The 18459-nt window shown below is 40.7% G+C and carries 16 protein-coding genes; 14 read left to right on the top strand and 2 right to left on the bottom strand.

All coding sequences use genetic code 11. The features are described 5' to 3' along the window. Position 1 precedes the first annotated feature (1 nt). The 14 genes from SK066_RS19320 (at position 2) to SK066_RS19255 (ending at position 15781) form a co-directional block, all read left to right on the top strand. On the top strand, positions 2-505 hold the full coding sequence (locus tag SK066_RS19320; RefSeq protein ID WP_320542708.1) for a PspC domain-containing protein: 504 nt from the start codon (positions 2-4) through the stop codon (positions 503-505). 1 nt (position 506) lies between these two features. Then, positions 507-1241 (top strand): PspA/IM30 family protein, encoded by a 735-nt coding sequence (locus SK066_RS19315; RefSeq protein ID WP_188778774.1) that lies wholly within the window; start codon positions 507-509, stop codon positions 1239-1241. Positions 1242-1386: 145 nt separating this feature from the next. Then, complete coding sequence (gene liaF, locus SK066_RS19310) at positions 1387-2055, top strand: cell wall-active antibiotics response protein LiaF (protein ID WP_320542707.1); 669 nt, start codon at positions 1387-1389, stop codon at positions 2053-2055. A 367-nt stretch (positions 2056-2422) separates the two neighbouring features. Then, positions 2423-3484, top strand: coding sequence for a sensor histidine kinase (locus SK066_RS19305; RefSeq protein ID WP_320542706.1), 1062 nt, complete (start codon positions 2423-2425; stop codon positions 3482-3484). Positions 3485-3488: 4 nt separating this feature from the next. Beyond that, a complete protein-coding gene (locus SK066_RS19300) occupies positions 3489-4136 on the top strand; it encodes a response regulator (RefSeq protein ID WP_284446457.1) in 648 nt (215 codons plus the stop codon). A gap of 212 nt (positions 4137-4348) precedes the next feature. Then, complete coding sequence (gene zwf, locus SK066_RS19295) at positions 4349-5902, top strand: glucose-6-phosphate dehydrogenase (protein WP_320542705.1); 1554 nt, start codon at positions 4349-4351, stop codon at positions 5900-5902. 159 nt (positions 5903-6061) lie between these two features. Beyond that, on the top strand, positions 6062-7645 hold the full coding sequence (locus SK066_RS19290) for a peptide chain release factor 3 (RefSeq protein WP_320542704.1): 1584 nt from the start codon (positions 6062-6064) through the stop codon (positions 7643-7645). Between the two features lie 298 nt (positions 7646-7943). Next, positions 7944-8606, top strand: coding sequence for a potassium channel family protein (locus tag SK066_RS19285; protein ID WP_188778785.1), 663 nt, complete (start codon positions 7944-7946; stop codon positions 8604-8606). Next, positions 8606-9400: a TrmH family RNA methyltransferase gene (locus SK066_RS19280; protein ID WP_320542703.1), complete on the top strand. Its 795-nt coding sequence runs from the start codon at positions 8606-8608 to the stop codon at positions 9398-9400. Before SK066_RS19285 ends, SK066_RS19280 begins: the two co-directional genes overlap by 1 nt. Before the next feature lie 262 nt (positions 9401-9662). Next, complete coding sequence (gene dndB, locus SK066_RS19275; RefSeq protein ID WP_320542702.1) at positions 9663-10757, top strand: DNA sulfur modification protein DndB; 1095 nt, start codon at positions 9663-9665, stop codon at positions 10755-10757. Further along, complete coding sequence (dndC, locus tag SK066_RS19270; protein ID WP_320542701.1) at positions 10747-12240, top strand: DNA phosphorothioation system sulfurtransferase DndC; 1494 nt, start codon at positions 10747-10749, stop codon at positions 12238-12240. Before dndB ends, dndC begins: the two co-directional genes overlap by 11 nt. Before the next feature lie 18 nt (positions 12241-12258). After that, positions 12259-14256 (top strand): DNA sulfur modification protein DndD, encoded by a 1998-nt coding sequence (gene dndD / locus SK066_RS19265; RefSeq protein WP_320542700.1) that lies wholly within the window; start codon positions 12259-12261, stop codon positions 14254-14256. Further along, complete coding sequence (gene dndE, locus SK066_RS19260) at positions 14253-14630, top strand: DNA sulfur modification protein DndE (RefSeq protein ID WP_320542699.1); 378 nt, start codon at positions 14253-14255, stop codon at positions 14628-14630. The genes dndD and dndE overlap by 4 nt, the downstream gene beginning before the upstream one ends. Positions 14631-14647: 17 nt before the next feature. After that, positions 14648-15781 (top strand): cysteine desulfurase family protein, encoded by a 1134-nt coding sequence (locus SK066_RS19255; RefSeq protein ID WP_320542698.1) that lies wholly within the window; start codon positions 14648-14650, stop codon positions 15779-15781. A 40-nt stretch (positions 15782-15821) separates the two neighbouring features. Here SK066_RS19255 and SK066_RS19250 read toward each other — a convergent pair whose 3' ends face one another. Both SK066_RS19250 and SK066_RS19245 read right to left on the bottom strand, forming a co-directional pair. Further along, positions 15822-16868 (bottom strand): DGQHR domain-containing protein, encoded by a 1047-nt coding sequence (locus SK066_RS19250; protein WP_320542697.1) that lies wholly within the window; start codon positions 16866-16868, stop codon positions 15822-15824. Then, positions 16861-18426, bottom strand: a complete 1566-nt coding sequence (locus SK066_RS19245) for a hypothetical protein (protein ID WP_320542696.1) — start codon at positions 18424-18426, stop codon at positions 16861-16863. Before SK066_RS19245 ends, SK066_RS19250 begins: the two co-directional genes overlap by 8 nt. Between the last annotated feature and the right edge of the window lie 33 nt (positions 18427-18459).

Here is an 18459-nt window from a genome sequence, read left to right as displayed (position 1 = left end):
TATGCGGCCAAAGTTATACCGATCGGCGCAGGACCAGATTATTAGTGGTCTGACCGGCGGGTTGGCGCAGTATTTTCAGATTAATGCTACTCTACTGCGGATTCTGTTTATCCTGTCGATTCCTTTTACGGGTGGAACAACGGTATTGATCTACTTGATCTCTATCTTTGTAATACCCAAGGAACCGCCAATGTATTATCCACCTGAGTTTAACAATTATGATCCACGCTTCAAAGAGGATCGTTATGGCGGCCCGCGTGATACGTATGGCGGCTACTGGGGCACTTCACAAAATGCGTATGAGCCGAATATGTATGATGCACCACATAAAAGCAATTCGCGCTATTTTGGGAAAAATCGCCCACCCTATGAACAGCCAGAGCCACTTAACCCTAAAAAGGCGAACCTGGACTCTATGATGGAAAATATCGAAACGAAGGCACTTCGTAAGGAAGTCGAAACACTTCGTCAAAAAATTGCTCAATACGAGAAGGGAGATCAATAACATGGGAGTATTTAAAAGATTGAAAGATATGACAAAGGCGTCGGTAAATGAAATGCTGGATAAGGTGGAAGATCCGATTGTGATGCTAAACCAGTATCTGCGTGATATGGAGGCTGAGATTCATCAGGCAGAGGTAACGGTAGCGAAGCAAATGGCTAACGAACGCCGTATGAAGCAACGTCTGGAAGAAGCAGGTCGTATGGCGGTACAACGTGAAAGCCAGGCTACGGCTGCACTGAAAAGTGGCCAGGAAGAAGTGGCTCGTCGTCTGCTGGAAGAAAAGCTGTACTTTGATCAAAAGTATACTGAATATGGCGACATGCACGCTCAAGCAAAAGAGCAGGTTGCCGGTCTGATGCAGCAGCTGCACGAAATGAAGGACGAGTTCTACAAAATGCGCAACAAGCGCAATGAGCTTGTATCCCGCGCTCAAATGGCAAAAGCGAAAAAACAAATGTCCAAAATCAATTCCGTGGATTCCTTGAACCGTGGCGGCGCATCGCTGGGCTTTAGCCGTATGGAAGAGAAAATTATGCAGATGGAAGCGGAAGCCGACGTACTGCGTGTACCTTACAACGGTTCTGGCTACAACACACCATATATCAGTGCAGAACAGGCTGAAAAGCAACTGAAGGTAGATGAGCAACTGAACCTGCTAAAAAGCAAACTGGCAGGCCCATCTTCTCCAAAAACAATCGAGTCGAGTGCAAGACCGGCTGACGAATCAACACATTAATTCACCAGGCAAGCGTATAATATGATATGCTATGACGTGTATGTGCACGGGATAGCAAAAGGTAAAAGCCATACAGCGTGTGTCTCATGCATGCGGTATGGCTTTTCCAATCAATGGCCGAAATCGGCGGTAAAGGAGGTGTGACATGACTAGAAAAAGAGAGGCTGCCGCTGTCGTACTGATCAGTATTGGGCTGCTTATTTTATTAGAACCGTTTGTAGGATTTTTTACGATTGTCGCACTTGTTTTGCTGCTGATTGGTGTGCTTGGTTTACGCCGTGGTAGAATGCGGCAAGGGTATATTTGTCTGGCAAGCGGAATTGGTTTGCTGCTGCTGGATCATATTATGCTGTTATTCGGAATCGTGCTGATCTCGCTCGGCTGGTTTTATATTCGTGCGAATAAAGCGCATCATGGGCATAAGCATCGTACACAGCAGAATTTTGTCCGAACCTCACAGCATAATCGTGATCCATGGATGCTACAGAGTACCAGTTCATGGCATGTGATTGGTGATATCGATTATGATCTGTCGCTCGCGATTGCGGATGAGTCGGATACGGTACTATATTTCCATGGGATTATTGGGGATCTGGATTTTACCATTCCAGAGGAGTACGGAGTGGAGATTGAAGCGAATGTATTATTTGGACAGATTGGCTTTAACTCGGACTATCGTACAGGCACGCAGCGGCGTCAGGGCATCTGGAATCGTGTAGAATGGCAATCGCCTAACTATGGTACCAGCGTGCAGCGGGTGAAGCTAGTTGTATTTTATGTGGCAGGGGATTTGAATATTCGGTTGTCTGCGTAGTCGCGATGATAATCGCCGTATGAGGCAATCGGTGTACAACAAGTAAATAGTGTACAGTGGGTAAAGTTAATTGTATTTACTATGAGGTTTTGTATTTTATGAAGTAGTGAATCTGAATATTCGATTGTTTGCTTGGTGCATCGATTCAACGTATGTGGCATGGAAAGTGTATGGAGTAGTGTGGGAGAAGATTCATTTTACATTCATCGATCCTGTTGATAGCGATATCAAGGCAAAGAGATGTTTATTTATTAAAAAAGGCATTTATCAATAACTAAAAGAAACGTTCATCAACCAAACAATAGATGTTCTACAGCCTGACAGCATCAAGGCAAGCGGAACAGTGACGGAATGGAGGAACGGACGAGTGAAAAAGGAAAAAACTGCTGACCTGATTGTCCGCAGTATGAGTGAGGGATTGCTGCTGGCAGTCCTTTTATTGGTTATAATCGTATATGCACTTTATTCGTCCGGTCATCTTATTATTGAGAATTCGTGGGAAGCATGGATACGTACCGGTATCGGGCTGCTTATTCCAGCGCTCGTAGTAGGTGCGTTATTCGGTCTGTATCATGCGTTGCGATTGAAGATGCGGATCGACAAGCTACGTGAAACGCTATTGATGTGGGAAAAAGGTAACTGGTCACAGACAGCCCCAACATGGGGAAGCGACGAGTGGGCGCGGCTCAGTGAGCAGATGGATCGGATCGGCAAAAAGTGGGGCGATCAGATTACGAGTCTACAGCGCTTATCTACGAATAATGCACAGCTTGCTGAGCAGGCGCGTGTATCTGCGATCATCGAGGAACGTCAAAGGTTGGCTAGAGAGCTGCATGATGCGGTATCACAGCAGCTATTTGCTATTTCGATGACGGCGACAGCAGTAGGGCGTACCTTTGATAAAGACCCGGATCGTGCCAAGCGTCAGGTGCAGTTAATTGAGGAGATGTCATCAGTCGCTCAATCTGAGATGAGAGCGCTCTTACTGCATTTAAGACCTGTGTATCTGGAAGGTAAGCAACTGTATGAAGGGATTAGTGAACTCGTGCAGGAGCTCAAAGCGAAGATACCGATGGATATTGTACTGGAAATGGACCAAGAGATTCGCCTTGTTAAAGGCGTAGAGAATCATCTGTTCCGTATCGTGCAGGAGGCGTTATCTAATACACTGCGCCATGCCAAGGCAAGCCGAATGGAGATACGGATTGTACAGCGTATGGATGCGGTACGTGTGACACTGCGTGACGATGGAGTAGGCTTTGAGCTGGATGATACGAAGCAGACATCGTATGGTCTATCCACCATGCGTGAGCGTATTAACGAAATTGGAGGTACGATTCAGTATATTACAGCTCCTGGTAAAGGGACTCGGATCGAGATTGTCGTGCCGATCGTGACATTAAATACAGAAGAAAGCAGGTGGGCATAATAAGATGGATAACAGTGAACTGATCAAGGTGCTGCTGGTCGATGATCATGAGATGGTGCGTATCGGTCTGGCTGCTGTGCTCGATACAGAGGACGGAATTGAGGTCGTAGGGGAAGCAAGTAATGGTATGGATGGGATTCGTCTGGCGACAGAGTATCATCCTGACGTCGTGCTGATGGATCTGGTAATGGATGGCATGGACGGTATCGAAGCAACGCGCAAAGTGCTCGAAATCAATCCAGATTGCAAGGTGATCGTGCTGACGAGCTATCTAGATGATGAGAAAATGTATCCGGTTATCGAAGCGGGAGCATTTAGTTATTTGCTTAAAACCTCGCGTGCCAGCGAGATTGCCGATGCGATTCGTGCTGCGGTTCGTGGACAGTCTGTGCTGGAATCACAGGTTGCTTCGAAAATGATGAGCCGTTTCCGTGAGCCAGTCGAGCGCGCGCTGCATGAGCAATTGACTGATCGCGAAATGGATGTACTTCGTCTACTTGCACAGGGGAAGTCGAATCAGGAAATTGCCGATGAGCTAATTATTGGTATCAAGACGGTCAAGTTCCATGTAACAAATCTGCTCGCGAAGCTTGGGGTAGAGGATCGTACACAGGCGGCTATTTATGCGTATAAGAATGGCTTAGCCGAATGATCTTAGTAGGAGATGACAGGTTTCTTTATTAGCTTAAATTTTAACGGGTATAAGTACTTTTGATAGGTGGTCAGATAGTCGTAACGAGGGTAATTATGATAAAATACGTTTGCCGGATCATACGGCTCGTATAATGGAATATGCAACATGAGCACCATATCTACAGACGTGATTTTTGGACAATAAAAAATTACATAGAAAGTGGAGGAGCCATGGCAGATAATCATATGATCGATACGACGCAAGCGCCTAGCGCGGTGTTTTTTATTTTTGGAGCGACAGGTGATCTCGCGAGTCGCAAGCTGTTTCCCGCTATTTATAGCTTATATCGTGAGGGCAAGCTTGCCGAGGACTTCGCAGTTATTGGTGTAGCACGCCGTCCACGTACGAATGAAGAGTTTCGTGTGAATGTACGCGATTCGATTGATGAATTTTGCCGGTATAAGGTGAAGCCTGATGAAGATTGGGAAACCTTTGCCGCTCATTTTGAGTATAAATCGCTCGATATTAACAATGTAGATGGCTTCCGTGAGCTCAATGAGCAAACCGAAGCATTGGAGAAGAAATTCAATATTCCAGGAAATCGTCTATTCTTCCTTGCGCTTGCGCCAGAGCTGTTCGGCAGCGTGTCGATCAATCTACGTGATGGCGGTATGCTGGATGCAGAGGGCTGGAATCGTCTTGTGATCGAGAAGCCGTTTGGTTATGATCTGGATTCAGCACGCAAGCTGAATGCGGAGATTAACGAGGTATTTAAAGAGGATGAGATTTTCCGTATTGACCATTATCTGGGCAAAGAAATGGTGCAAAATATCGAGGTCATCCGCTTCGGTAACGCCTTCTTCGAGCCGCTCTGGAACAATCAGCATATCGCGAATGTTCAGATTACGCTGAGTGAGACGGTTGGGGTTGAGGAACGTGGTGGTTATTATGATCATTCCGGTGCACTGCGCGATATGGGACAGAACCATATGCTGCAAATGCTGGCGATGATCGCGATGGAGCCGCCAAGTCGTCTGATGCCAGAAGATATCCATGACGAGAAGGTAAAGGTACTACGCTCACTGCGTCCGTATCTGACACCAGAGGAAGTGGATAATAATGTGGTACGGGCTCAATATACAACCGGCAAGTCCGGCGATAAGGAGCTGAAGGGTTACCGCGATGAAGACAAGGTCGATCCAGAGTCGAATACGGAGACGTATTTTGCCGCTCGTGTATTCGTGGATAGCTTCCGCTGGGCAGGTGTACCGTTCTATATCCGTACGGGTAAACGTCTGCCGGTAAAAACGACAGAGATTATCGTCGAATTCAAACGGATGCCAACGAATGTATATCTTGGTCAAAAGCATCATCTGGAACCGAATCTGCTCGTGATTCGAGTGAACCCGATGGAAGGCATTTATGTTAAAATCAATGCCAAAAAGCCAGGCTCGGATTCCGAAATCCAGCCGCTGGCAATGGAATTTTGCCAGAGCTGCATGATCGGTATTAACTCGCCAGAGGCTTATGAGCGTCTGCTGGAGGATGCTGCGCAGGGCGATTCGACGTACTTCACTCGCTGGGATGAGGTAGCCGCAGCATGGAGCTTTATCGACCATATCGACAATGCCTGGAAGCAGCATCCACAGGATGTGAAGACGTATCCAGCAGGCTCATGGGGACCGGATGAAACGCACAAGCTACTGGAGCAAGATGGCTTCCACTGGTGGCCGGTGAATGGACAGGATGAAGACGACGTCGTATGGATTGCCAACAGTCGCTAATTTGGTGGAAATCATAGACATATCGTCGTTCATTCACGTACAATAGAATTATGAATGAATGCAGGAAAACACTCTTATGTTTGCTATACATAAGGGTGTTTTTGCTGTGGATATGGTACAATGGGAACAGTCTATTTAAGCGATGAAGGGAAAATGATAATGAGTAAAACGATAGATACAGAATTGCAGCGTGAGGTCGATAAACGCAGAACGTTTGCAATCATTTCTCACCCGGATGCGGGTAAAACAACACTGACGGAAAAGCTGCTGCTATTCGGGGGCGCGATTCGTCTTGCCGGTACAGTTAAGGCTCGTAAAGCGAGCAAGCACGCGACAAGTGACTGGATGGAGATCGAGAAGCAGCGTGGTATCTCGGTTACATCCTCTGTTATGCAATTTGACTATAACGGACACCGGATCAACATTCTGGATACACCGGGTCACCAGGATTTCAGTGAAGATACGTATCGTACACTGACTGCTGCCGATGCGGCTGTCATGCTGATCGACGTAGCGAAGGGTGTCGAGGCACAGACAATCAAGTTGTTCAAAGTATGTGCGCAGCGCGGTATTCCGATCTTCACCTTTATTAATAAGCTCGACCGTGAAGGTCGCAGTCCATTCGATCTGATGGAAGAGCTGGAGCAGGTACTCGGTATTCGCTCCGTACCAATGAACTGGCCAATCGGTATGGGCCGCGAGCTGTGCGGCGTATACGATCGTATGAAGAGTCAGGTTGAGCTGTTCCAGGGTGACGATCACTCCACTATCGAAGTACGCAAGGTTGAAGACTATCGCGATCCACTGATCAAGCAAATGGCAGGCGAGTTCCTGTATGAGCAACTCAGCCAGGATATCGAGCTGCTGGACGTAGCAGGCGATCCATTTGACTATGAAAAGGTTATGCGCGGTGAACTTACGCCAATCTTCTTCGGAAGTGCGATCAATAACTTTGGTCTGCAAACGTTCCTGGAGAACTTCCTGGAGCTGGCTCCAAAGCCAGAACCACGTCGTAGCACCGAGGGTATGATCGAGCCAACGAATGAGAAATTCAGCGGCTATGTATTCAAAATCCAGGCAAACATGAACCCGGCGCACCGTGACCGTATCGCATTCCTGCGTATCGTATCCGGTAAGTTCGAGCGTGGCATGAGTGTGAAGCATGTGCGTGTCGGCAAAGATATCAAGCTCGCACAGCCACAGCAATTCCTCGCACAGGATCGGGATATTGTCGAGGATGCATATCCAGGCGATATTATCGGTCTGTTCGATCCAGGCATTTTCCGTATTGGGGATTCACTGAGTCAGGGTAGCAGTATCGTATTCGACGAGCTGCCGACGTTCTCACCAGAGATTTTCGCCAAGGTTACCGCGAAAAATGCACTGAAATACAAGCAATATCAAAAAGGCTTGGATCAGCTGACTGAGGAAGGTACGATTCAGATCTTCAACGCAGTTAGCTTCGACGATACGATTCTCGGCGTTGTCGGTCAGCTGCAATTTGAGGTATTCGAATATCGGATGAAAAATGAGTATGGCGTCGATGTGCAATTGCAGCGTATGCCATTCCAATTCGCACGCTGGGTCGTTGCGGAGAACCTCGATCCATCCAAGTTCCGTATTAACTCGACACTTGTGAAGGATAAAAAAGGTAACTTTGTCGTTCTATTCGAGAACGAGTATGCGATGCGTACGGCAATGGAGAAAAATCCAGATGCAGAATTCCTGCAAACGGCTCCGTAAGGAGTCAATACGAAGTAAGGAATGAGCAACTGCTCGGTAAAAGTGCAGAACGATAACAAGTACAGAGCACAATATAACGTAGTGCATCACAGTAAGGAACAGATAAGTTGCATGGAGTTAGGAGCTTACTTTTCAAAAAGTGAGTTCATGAAGATAAACGTAAGTCTACTCCTGTCTGTACTGTAAATGTATATCATTCCAAAATGACCTATCACCGCAGATTGTCCGGCAGCCTACAACGGTATCACTGCCTGCCGGACAATCTGTTTTTATTTTGAACCGTATATGGAGGTAGAACATGGCTAGAAAGCAATATGCCATCATCGGAATTGGACGCTTCGGCTCCAGTATTGCCCGCACGCTGAGCGAAATGGGCTTCGATGTACTGGCAATCGATTCAGATGAACATCGTGTACAGGAAGTATCCCATATCGTGACTCAGGCAGTCGTCGCCGATTCGACGGATGAAGAGGCACTACGAGCGATTGGCTTGCGTAACTTCGACGTGGTCGTCGTGGCGATCGGGGAAGATATTCAATCGAGTATTCTGACCACCCTGATCCTAAAGGAAATGGAAATTCCGACCGTGCTGGTCAAAGCGCAAAATGATCTACACGCCAAGGTTGTACAGCGCATCGGCGCAGATAAGGTGATTTTCCCAGAGCGAGATATGGGGGTGCGCGTTGCCCACCATCTGACCTCACCGAATGTGCTCGACTATATCGAGCTATCTGACGACTATAGCATCGTCGAGATGAAAGCATCCGATTCAATGATCGGACGCAACCTGATCGAGTTGAACATCCGTGCTCGTTATCGCTGTAATGTAATGGCGATCAAACGGGATAATCATATGAATATTGCACCTGCCCCAGAAGAGCAGCTGCAAGCGAACGACATCGTCGTCATCGTCGGTCAAAAGCATGACCTGATCAAACTGGAAATGGACATGGAGGACTAATGGAGATACTATCGACACAAAATGCTCGCGTTAAAGAATGGGCGAGCCTGCTGGAAAAGAAGCACCGCGACAAGCTGGATAAGTTCATTATCGAGGGCATTCATCTCGTGAGCGAAGCACTGCGTAGTGACTGGGATATTCAATATATTGTGTATGATACGGAAAAAGGTATTCCTGCCGAGCTGAAGGAGGATATCGCAGGCTATAACGGTGGCGCACAATATGTGGCGGTATCTCAGGCGGTACTGGAGAAGTGTACGGATACACGTACACCACAGCCGGTATTTGCGATTGTGCATAAGCGGAATGCGTTGCTGTCCAGCTTGCTGAAGGAAGATTCGGCGATGGTAATGGTGCTGGATGGTGTGCAGGACCCGGGGAATGTGGGGACGATTATTCGTAGTGCGGATGCGTCCGGTGCGAAGGGGATTGTGCTCGGTAAGGGCTGTGCGGATCTGTATAATCCGAAAACAATCCGGTCGACGATGGGGTCGTTGTTTCATGTGCCGGTGTTAGAGGCAGATCTGGCTGAGGTATTACCTGCGGCGAAGGAGCAGGGGATGAAGCTGGTGAGTACGTCACTACAGGCGGAGGTTTCTTGTTATGAGTATGATTTCCGTAGTGGTGGCTGGATTGTGATCGGGAATGAAGGGAAAGGGATATCGGCGGAGACGGCGGCGCTGGTAGAGGAGCATGTGTTGATTCCGATGCAAGGGCAGGCAGAATCGTTGAATGCGGCGATGGCGGCTACGGTGTTGTTGTTTGAGGCGATGAGGCAGCGGACATTGATGTAAATCTATGTTATAATACAAGTAATCTTAGCAATCTTCAGTAAGCTAGCTTCAGAGCTATCAATCTATTAATTTCACATATACGATTGACGATAAATTACTCAAGCAGAGTATCGATTAAATACGATACTCTGCTTTCTATTTCATCAGAACTTTATTAAAAATCAAGTTAAATCTTTGTGTAATGCATTGATGAATATTTATTGTTCCTGTAAAATGATAACTGCAAAAACTAAAATTACGTACGTAATTAAGGGGGATGCTGATGAATTTCAGTTATACTTTTCCTGCTCTTAGAGGCCTTCAAGCAAGTAGAGAATTCTATACTGTAATGTGTCCTTTACGCTTGATTCCTAAAATATTTCTATTTGATGAAGAAGAAATTCCAGCAGAACATCGTGCTCAACGCTTGATGAATAAAGCCAGGATTCCAGAAATGACGAATTACATCCTAGAAAATCCTAAAGACTACATATTTTCTTCGCTAACTGCTTCCGTAGATGGCGAGATGGTCTTCAAAGAACATTCTAAGGATTTAAAAGATATCGGTTATCTTACTATATCTCTTGATTCGAAATTTCTAATCAATGATGGTCAACATCGTAGAGCAGCAATTGAAGAAGCGCTGAAAATCTCGCCAGATCTTGGAGACGAGACGATATCTGTGGTCTTTTTTCATGATCTTGGACTTACTCGCTCTCAGCAAATGTTCTCAGACCTGAATCGTCATGCGGTCAACACCACTTCATCGATCGGAATCTTGTATGATCATCGGGATCAGCTTTCACTTATTACAAAAGAGCTGTTAACAAAGATCCCTTTGCTAGAAAGGTACGTAGATCGGGAGAAAGTAAACCTTTCCAAAAATTCGCCTAAGCTATTCGCGCTCAATCATATCTTTAATACCAATTGTCGCTTATTAGGTAAAAAGAAAGGCGAAATCGTTTCAGAACAAGAAAAAGAGTTTGTGATGGAATTCTGGGAAACACTTTGCGCTTCGATTCCAGAATGGGAAGATGTATTGCAGAAAAAAGCTTCGTCCAGAGAGCTAAGGGCTACTTCTGTTGTAGCCCATGGTATCTTTTTAGAAGCTATTGGTATTATAGGACACTACTTGTATGTATATCATCCAGATGAATGGTCTAAATATATTGGTAAACTTAAAGATATTGATTGGCAAAGAGACAATAAAGCAGACTGGGAAGGTCGAGCTTATGGGCAAACAGGTCGAATTAATAAAAATAATGAGACTATACAATTAACGTCTAACAAAATCAAATTGAAGATTGGGTTACCTCTTACAGAACAAGAACAGAAAATTGAAAACAAAATAAAGGAGGCTCCTTCTCTTGGAACTTAACTTTAATATATTTAATACTGGAACGAAATTTACTGAAGCGAAGGAATTAGTAAAAGAAGTATATTTGATGGATGAACGTCCATGGGTAGTTGGCTTCAGTGGAGGTAAAGATTCTACTGCTGTCGTTCAACTCGTATTTCAGGCTCTTCAGGAACTTGATCCATCTCAACTCCACAAAAAAGTATACGTGATTTCATCAGATACTCAAGTAGAGACTCCTCTTATTATTGATAAAATTACGCGTACACTGGGTAGAATTCAAAAGAAAGCTTTAGAACTTGGATTACCATTTGAAACACAAAAAGTACGTCCCAAAGTAGATCAAACATTCTGGTCTTCTATTATTGGTAAAGGTTATCCAACTCCACGTCAGAAATTTAGATGGTGTACAGATCGTCTTAAAATTGAGCCTGCTAATCGATTTATTTTGGATAAAGTAGATCAGTTTGGCGAAGTCATTATGCTACTTGGAGTTCGCGATTCAGAAAGTGCAACTCGTGCTGCTGTTATGCAGTCGCATACAATTGAAGGCAAAAAACTTATGCGTCACTCTACTTTGAGAAATGCATTTGTTTTTGCACCAATCCGTACGTTCGATGTGGATGATGTATGGGAGTTTTTGCTCCAATATGAATCACCTTGGGGCGATGATAATAATGAATTACTTGAGCTTTATCAGAGTTCCAATAGCGAATGCCCATTGATTGTAGATAAAGAAGTAAAAGAGAGTGCTGGTTCTTGTGGCAATAGCCGTTTTGGCTGCTGGACATGTACAGTAGTTAGTGAAGATAAAGCTTTGAGTGGATTTATTAATAATGGTATAGACTGGCTCCGTCCATTGTACGATTTTAGAAGCTTCTTAGTTCAAATTAGAGAAGACCATTCCAAAAGACAAAAGCAACGTATGAATGGAGAAGTATATTTGCTGCCATATAATGATGAGCCTGAAGAAGGTCAGCTTACTATACCAAAGTCTGAAATCAAGCAATATTTAGACTCAAATAATATTAACTTAGCTACTGTGGAAGACCTCAATATATTAGTTAAAGATGAAGATGGTTCGCTCAAACGCTTTGGTGTAGGTCCATTTACCTTGAAAGCTCGTGAAGAGATATTAAGACAACTTCTACGTACGCAGAAACAGATACGTGAACTACATGATCCAAATATTGAATTAATTACAGTTGAAGAATTAAAAGCTATTCGCAAATATTGGCATGATGATCTGCAATGGGAAGATCGTTTGCCTTTGATTGTAGAAGAAGAAACAGGCGAAACGTATGATTGGGATCATAATGATCGACCTGTATTTAAAGAAGATCAGTTGACTGATCTGGAGACACTTTGTCAGGAAGAAGGCGTGAATTTAAGCGTTCTCAAACAATTGATCTCAGTAGAAAAAGATTATTCTGGTGTTAAAGTAAGACGTGGCCTGTTCCAAGCGTTCGATAAAACTCTGAAGCAAGACTTCTTGCATCTTTAAAAGGTGGACTAGCTTTTCATGCAAATTACTAAACTGTTGCTTCGTAATATAGGGGCTTATCATGGACATCACAATTTTGATTTTAATACAACTCCTGAAAAGAATGTTATTCTAATCGGTGGTAAAAATGGCGCTGGTAAAACAACGATTTTAGAGTCTTTACGAATCGTATTATTTGGCTCTTTGGCCTATGGATTTGTTAATGATAATGAACCCTATTTTCGCAAAATTCATTCTTTACTCAATCGTTCTGCTATTGAAAGTAGTAGTAGCGAATTTCAAATTAAATTGGAATATACATCTACAGAAGAATTTGAAAACGTTCATTATGCACTAATGCGAGAGTGGTATTTCAAAAATGAGAAGATAAGAGAAAGATTTAGCGTATTGAAAAATGGTAAGCATTTAAGTACTCAACAACAATCTGATTTTCAAAATAGATTACGCGAAGAAATGCCACCTCGTCTGTTTGAACTCTGCCTTTTTGATGGAGAAGATGTTTCGAGAATCGTTTCTGATGAGAAGATCCCAGAGTATTTAAATGATGCGGGTAAGATTTTGTTTAATTTAGATCTATTTATAAATTTAGAAAAGGATTTACAAGCTTATCGAGTGCAGTATGCTCAAAAGAATGCTAGTGCTGCTAAGGAGATTGAGGAGCAAGAAAGTCTTATAAGCCAAATAAATGAATTGCAGATATTCATTGAGGGACGGCAATCTCTGATTCAATCAAGCGAAGATGAAACATTACGTTTGAACGATGAAATAAAGCAACATAAAAAAGATTTTGATGATCACGGCGGATTAGCTAGTAACAAACGACAAGAATTACTGAACGAAGTGAATACTATTGAGAACAAGAGAAAAGCGAACACGGAACAAATTCGTTCATTTATCACTTCTCTAATGCCCTTTTATATGACAAGAGATTTATTAGGCAGCGTAGTAAAGCAACTTGATTTAGAAAAAGAGAATGAATCGTTTGAATATGCATCTTCTGCTTTAGATAAAAATAAGTTGAACAATTTAATTTGTGAATTGCAACTTACAGTAGGTCAAACTAATACGATATATGATATCGATCTTTTGCATAAAGGGATTCTAGCTATTATGCAACCAGAAAATATTGAATTAATTCATAGAGCTTCATTTACGCAGCGTAGTGAGATCCAAAATTTATTCAACCAAATTCAAAAAATTGATGCTCGAAAGTATATTAAGCTGTTTGATCAAAATGCTAAAATGCTTGAAGAATCTCAAAAACTACGTAAAGCGATCGAAATTAATGATCAGTCTAGTGAATTCAAAGAAATCTTAGAACAAATTGAAATTAAGACTAAACGTGTCGAGCAACTACGTTTATTAATCGACCAATACAATAAAGAGATTCAAGAAGCTGATGATTCGATTCGCTTGCACACTCTGGCTTCAAATAAAATTACAGATAAAATACGAGACTATCATAAAGCTGAAAATTCTTTTATTATGACTGAGAAATTGCTATTGGTTAGCCAACGATTCAGAGAACGTCAATGGCGTAAAAAGCTAGATGATGTAGCCAAAGAAGCAACCAAAATGGTCAATATTCTTTTCCGTAAAAAAGAATATATCGATCGCATTCATATTGATCATCTAACTTTCGAATTGCATCTATACAATCGTCAACATCATATTACCAAAGAACGCCTTTCCGCAGGAGAAAAGGAAATGTTAATGCTAACGATAATCTGGGCGATGTTTAAGGTGTCAGGATGGAAGCTGCCTTTTGTTTTCGATACATTAATGGGAAGACTAGATCAAGATCATAAGCGAGCATTGATTCAGCATTTTATTCCAAGATGTGGTGAGCAGGTATTAATGTTTACAACAGATTCTGAAGTTGGAGCAGAACAATTTATTCTGCTGAAAGATATTATAGCAAAATGTTATACATTAGAATTCAATCAAAGTACCCATAGCGCTGAAATTGCGAAAGGTCGCTACTTTACGATAAGTGAGGAGAGCAGCCAATCATGAACTTTACTCTAAAAACGTCTAAATATGCGAAAGATATTCTCAATCAATTACATTCCTCAACAGGTATAACGCCAAATATTTTAATTCGTTATGCGGTTAGCCTTTCCTTGCGTAATAGTATGCTGGATGGAAGTGTAGAGCCAGTAACGAAAGATTTAGGAGATGGTCTGGTACTTAATCGGAATACCGTTACTGGAGAACACGACTATGTATTCAAGGCATTGATCACTCAAGTAGCAGGAAAAGAGTTATCAGATGAAGAGTATTTCCCTGGTTATTTTAATGCTCATTTGGAACGTGGGGTTCGTTCATTAGCTTCGGAATACAAGAGTGCAGGAAACTTTGAGCGTTTCATCCGTGCGTTATTACTCTAAGAAAGTGGGGCATGATTATGCTGTATTTAGATAATAGTGCAACAACTAAGATTCATCCAGAAGTATTAGAAGCGATGATGCCTTACCTTCAAGAGGAGTATGGTAATCCGTCTAGCAAATTTTATTCACTAGCTGAGAATGCAAAAAAGGCTGTAGCTAAGGCGAGAGAACAAGTTGCTGCTTTATTAGGGTGCGATCCAGACGAGGTTGTTTTCACTAGTGGAGCTACAGAAAGTAATAATATGATTATTAAAGGGATTGCAGACTATTATGGACGTGAAGCAGGAGCTAATAAGCGCTTATTAACGACTAAAGTTGAGCATCCGTCTGTTATTGAAACGTTTAATTTCCTTGGAGAACGTGGGTATGATGTATCCTTCTTAGATGTGGATCAATATGCACGAGTAGGAGTAGATCAAGTAAAAGAAGCGGCTTCGCAAATGCAGCCACTTCTTACTTCGATTATGTGGGGAAATAATGAGATTGGGTCACTTAATCCGATTGAAGAGCTAGCAAAGGTATTTGAAGAGAATGGACAATTCTTTCATACGGATGCGACTCAAGTGATTGGTAAAGTACCAGTAGATATGAGCAAAATGCCAGGTCTTCGTTTTCTTTCGATGTCTGGACATAAGATTGGCGGTCCGAAAGGTGTGGGAGCTGCTATTATTCGGAAGCAGTCGAAAGAGATTTATACTCGCTTGACTCCATTGATGCATGGTGGAGGGCAAGAGAATAATTATCGTAGTGGTACGCTGGCTGTTCATAATATTGTTGGATTAGGTAAGGCTGCTGAACTTGCTAGAAATAATCTTAAACAAAATGTACAACGTTTAATAGAACTTGAAAAGTATTTGACTGATATTCTCAAGACTAATCTACATGAGAAGATAAAGTTTAATAGCGATGAGAAAAATAAAATTCCTGGGCTAATTAATTTGCAATTTATTGGTATTAACAATGAATTGTTTATTAAAAAATTGTCTGACTATATAGCTTTATCTTCTGGTTCAGCTTGTAGTTCAGCTAAACCTAGTCATGTACTTAAAGCTACTGGACATTCTTTAGAAGAAGTTAGACAAACGATAAGAATTACTTTAGACTCTAAATTAAATAATAAAGAATTAGAAATATTTAAAGTTATAAAATGACAGTAAAGACTGGTGATATTCACCAGTCTTTACTGTCAAATCAATCTAATGTACTGATTTCATTTTTTATATAACTCGCAATTTTCTGGAAACCAGATTTTGAATTATATGAAGAGAATCTTCCACCTATTCTCCAATCACTAGCTTTTACTTGACTATTATTTATTAATTCTTTAAATAGCTCAAGTGCTCTATCCAAATTCCCATTTGAATTTTCTACCATTTCTCCTAAAATCATATGGAGAGAATATGCACCAATTCCTTTTTGAATATTATATTTATTTTCTGAGTTTATAAAACATTCAGGCCAGGTATCTTTAATTAGTCTCCAAGATTGACTTATAAAAATTGCTAATTCAGAGGCAGTATCATCACGCTGTGCGATTGAAATCATTCCATCTTTTACATAATTTTGCACGATCGGAAAAATAGATTGATAAAATGCATTAATGCTTATTATTCTACCTTCTTTTTTATCATCCCCTACTTTTATAGTTTCATACCAAAGAGTAGACTTATCTTTATTAAGCATTTGAGATGTTTTTGTTGCAACATCAACGTACAAGTCTTTATTAACAGCGTTTAAATCACCTTCTCGAATTTTTTGACCTAATTGTACAGCTAAGTCAGTACTAACAGGTTTTCCTTTTTTATTAATATCAATAAAGGCATTAATTTCGTACATTTTATGTTCTTCACTTATAGCCATTATTAATACAGGAAAATCATAATTTGCTATTCTCTGAAAAGCTGATAAATTAGTTTCTTTAAGGTAGCGCATTCCTTCAATTCTATGTTGTCCGTCAACTACACGTAAAGTTTCTTTTATAAGCAGGCCGCCGCCTTCTTCTATATACTCTGGATCAATTGCTGTGAGAATAGCAGTTGGAAGAATTGGATTTGTATTTTCCTGAAGATACTTAGCGATTTTTTTGTAGTGTGATGGTACTAAAGGTCTTTGATAGCCTTCATTTGTATCTGAATTATAGTAATGTACTTTGGTATTATTTATTAATTCTTCTACATTAAAAGAAACTGAGTAAAGGGTGAAATGTTCTTGATTTAATTTGATAAAAGATTTATTCATGATGTTCCTCCGATTTTTGAAATAGTGAGTTGAATTCTTTGCGGTCTATATCTACATTTTTACCAGTGACTTTTTCTAAATTATCTCTATGAATTTCAGGTATCCACACCATATCACTATCATTTACCAGTTCATTTAATTTTCTTAAATCTGCATTAGTAACTTTTTTGTTAACAATAGAATTTATTTTAATAGTTATTAAAGAACTAATCATATGACTTAATTTCTCTTTTGATTTTTTGAATTTCGGATCATTTTCTAATTCATAAAAACTTTCTCTATTTTCTCTTATAAATATCAATATAGATTCATATATATCTGACTGGTGAATTGATGGAGAAAAGAAATCGAGTTTTTTGTAATCTTCAAAAGCTTTTATAATACCTGATTGAATATCTTTGATAACTATATCAGTTACTTCATTAGTACCTTCATCAAATTCTTCATTTAAGCCTGTAAAAAAATTCATGAGTTTCTCAGAAGTTTGGTCAAGAATTTTTGTGGAATTATTCTCTTTCAAAAGAAGTTTCAAAGTAGCAAATAAGGTCTTCCAAAACACATCATTTTCTTTTATTAAAGTATCCAAAATACAAGAAACCTTTTTTAATTCTTCTGATAATGAAGATTGACTAGGCTTATAACTCTCAAACATGAAAGTTGTATCATTCATTTGGCCAGTCGTAGAATTTAAAATATTAATGATTTCAGTTGTTCGGGATAATGCTTCATTACTTTCAAAAATTCCCTGGAATTTTATATGAATCGCTAAATCGTAAACTTCTCTCAAATCTAAGTCGCACTTATATATCCGTGTAACGACAGGTTGATAAGTGTTATAAACTAATTTAGTAACCATCTGCCTTGATTCTTCGATTTGTTTACTTGAAGATCTAGCAAACATTTGATTTTTCATTATGTCTAGTTGATGATCCACTGCATTCAATAATTGTTTGGTAGAGTCCATATAGTTTCTATAAAACTCTGCACCCACCATATATGCATAATTTTTATAAAATAGCATATGTTCTATTTCTCCCCAAAACATATGCACTAAAGATTTTAATTGTAATTCTACATTAATTACAGATTTACCGGAAACCCATTGACAATCTAATTTATAAATCTCATATCCATTTTTTTGTAACTTAGGTTGATTAAGTTTGTTGATTCTTAAATAATCATTCCTCACATTTGTATCGGGAATCACATGATATCCATTGTCAATCTGAGTAAATAATTTATCTAGTTCTTCAAAAAGTAACTTTTCTTCTTTTTCTAGTAAACATACAATTCGTATACCTATAATATCTGTAAGTTCGTTAATAAATTCATCAGCAGTGTTATAATCAATGAAGTAATTTTTTCTTATTATTTTTTCTCTAAGGCTTTCTTTTTGTTTGACTCTTCCTTGTACTGTTAAATTTTTTATTCCAACCTCAGGCATAATATTTTCTTTTATAAATTCAAAAATTCGATTTCTTGATTCTTCAAGTTTATTTGCTTTTGTATTTAATTGCTTTTCGGACTCTGTAATAAATGTTTCTAAACTTTCATTCAAAGTTTATCTTCCTTCCTCTATAAAAACATGATT

This window comes from Paenibacillus hunanensis (assembly GCF_034055775.1).
Lineage (GTDB): Bacteria > Bacillota > Bacilli > Paenibacillales > Paenibacillaceae > Saccharibacillus > Saccharibacillus hunanensis.
This window is presented reverse-complemented; position numbering and strand designations above follow the sequence as displayed.

What these genes read in the sequence shown, in the direction of transcription:
- dndE (WP_320542699.1), top strand. Translation starts at nt 14,253, where the DNA reads ATGAACTTTACTCTAAAAACGTCTAAATATGCGAAAGATATTCTCAAT.
- dndD (WP_320542700.1), top strand. Translation starts at nt 12,259, where the DNA reads ATGCAAATTACTAAACTGTTGCTTCGTAATATAGGGGCTTATCATGGA.
- dndB (WP_320542702.1), top strand. Translation starts at nt 9,663, where the DNA reads ATGAATTTCAGTTATACTTTTCCTGCTCTTAGAGGCCTTCAAGCAAGT.
- SK066_RS19285 (WP_188778785.1), top strand. Translation starts at nt 7,944, where the DNA reads ATGGCTAGAAAGCAATATGCCATCATCGGAATTGGACGCTTCGGCTCC.
- liaF (WP_320542707.1), top strand. Translation starts at nt 1,387, where the DNA reads ATGACTAGAAAAAGAGAGGCTGCCGCTGTCGTACTGATCAGTATTGGG.
- zwf (WP_320542705.1), top strand. Translation starts at nt 4,349, where the DNA reads ATGGCAGATAATCATATGATCGATACGACGCAAGCGCCTAGCGCGGTG.
- SK066_RS19255 (WP_320542698.1), top strand. Translation starts at nt 14,648, where the DNA reads ATGCTGTATTTAGATAATAGTGCAACAACTAAGATTCATCCAGAAGTA.
- SK066_RS19280 (WP_320542703.1), top strand. Translation starts at nt 8,606, where the DNA reads ATGGAGATACTATCGACACAAAATGCTCGCGTTAAAGAATGGGCGAGC.
- SK066_RS19320 (WP_320542708.1), top strand. Translation starts at nt 2, where the DNA reads ATGCGGCCAAAGTTATACCGATCGGCGCAGGACCAGATTATTAGTGGT.
- SK066_RS19250 (WP_320542697.1), bottom strand. Translation starts at nt 16,868, where the DNA reads ATGAATAAATCTTTTATCAAATTAAATCAAGAACATTTCACCCTTTAC.
- SK066_RS19290 (WP_320542704.1), top strand. Translation starts at nt 6,062, where the DNA reads ATGAGTAAAACGATAGATACAGAATTGCAGCGTGAGGTCGATAAACGC.
- SK066_RS19300 (WP_284446457.1), top strand. Translation starts at nt 3,489, where the DNA reads ATGGATAACAGTGAACTGATCAAGGTGCTGCTGGTCGATGATCATGAG.
- SK066_RS19315 (WP_188778774.1), top strand. Translation starts at nt 507, where the DNA reads ATGGGAGTATTTAAAAGATTGAAAGATATGACAAAGGCGTCGGTAAAT.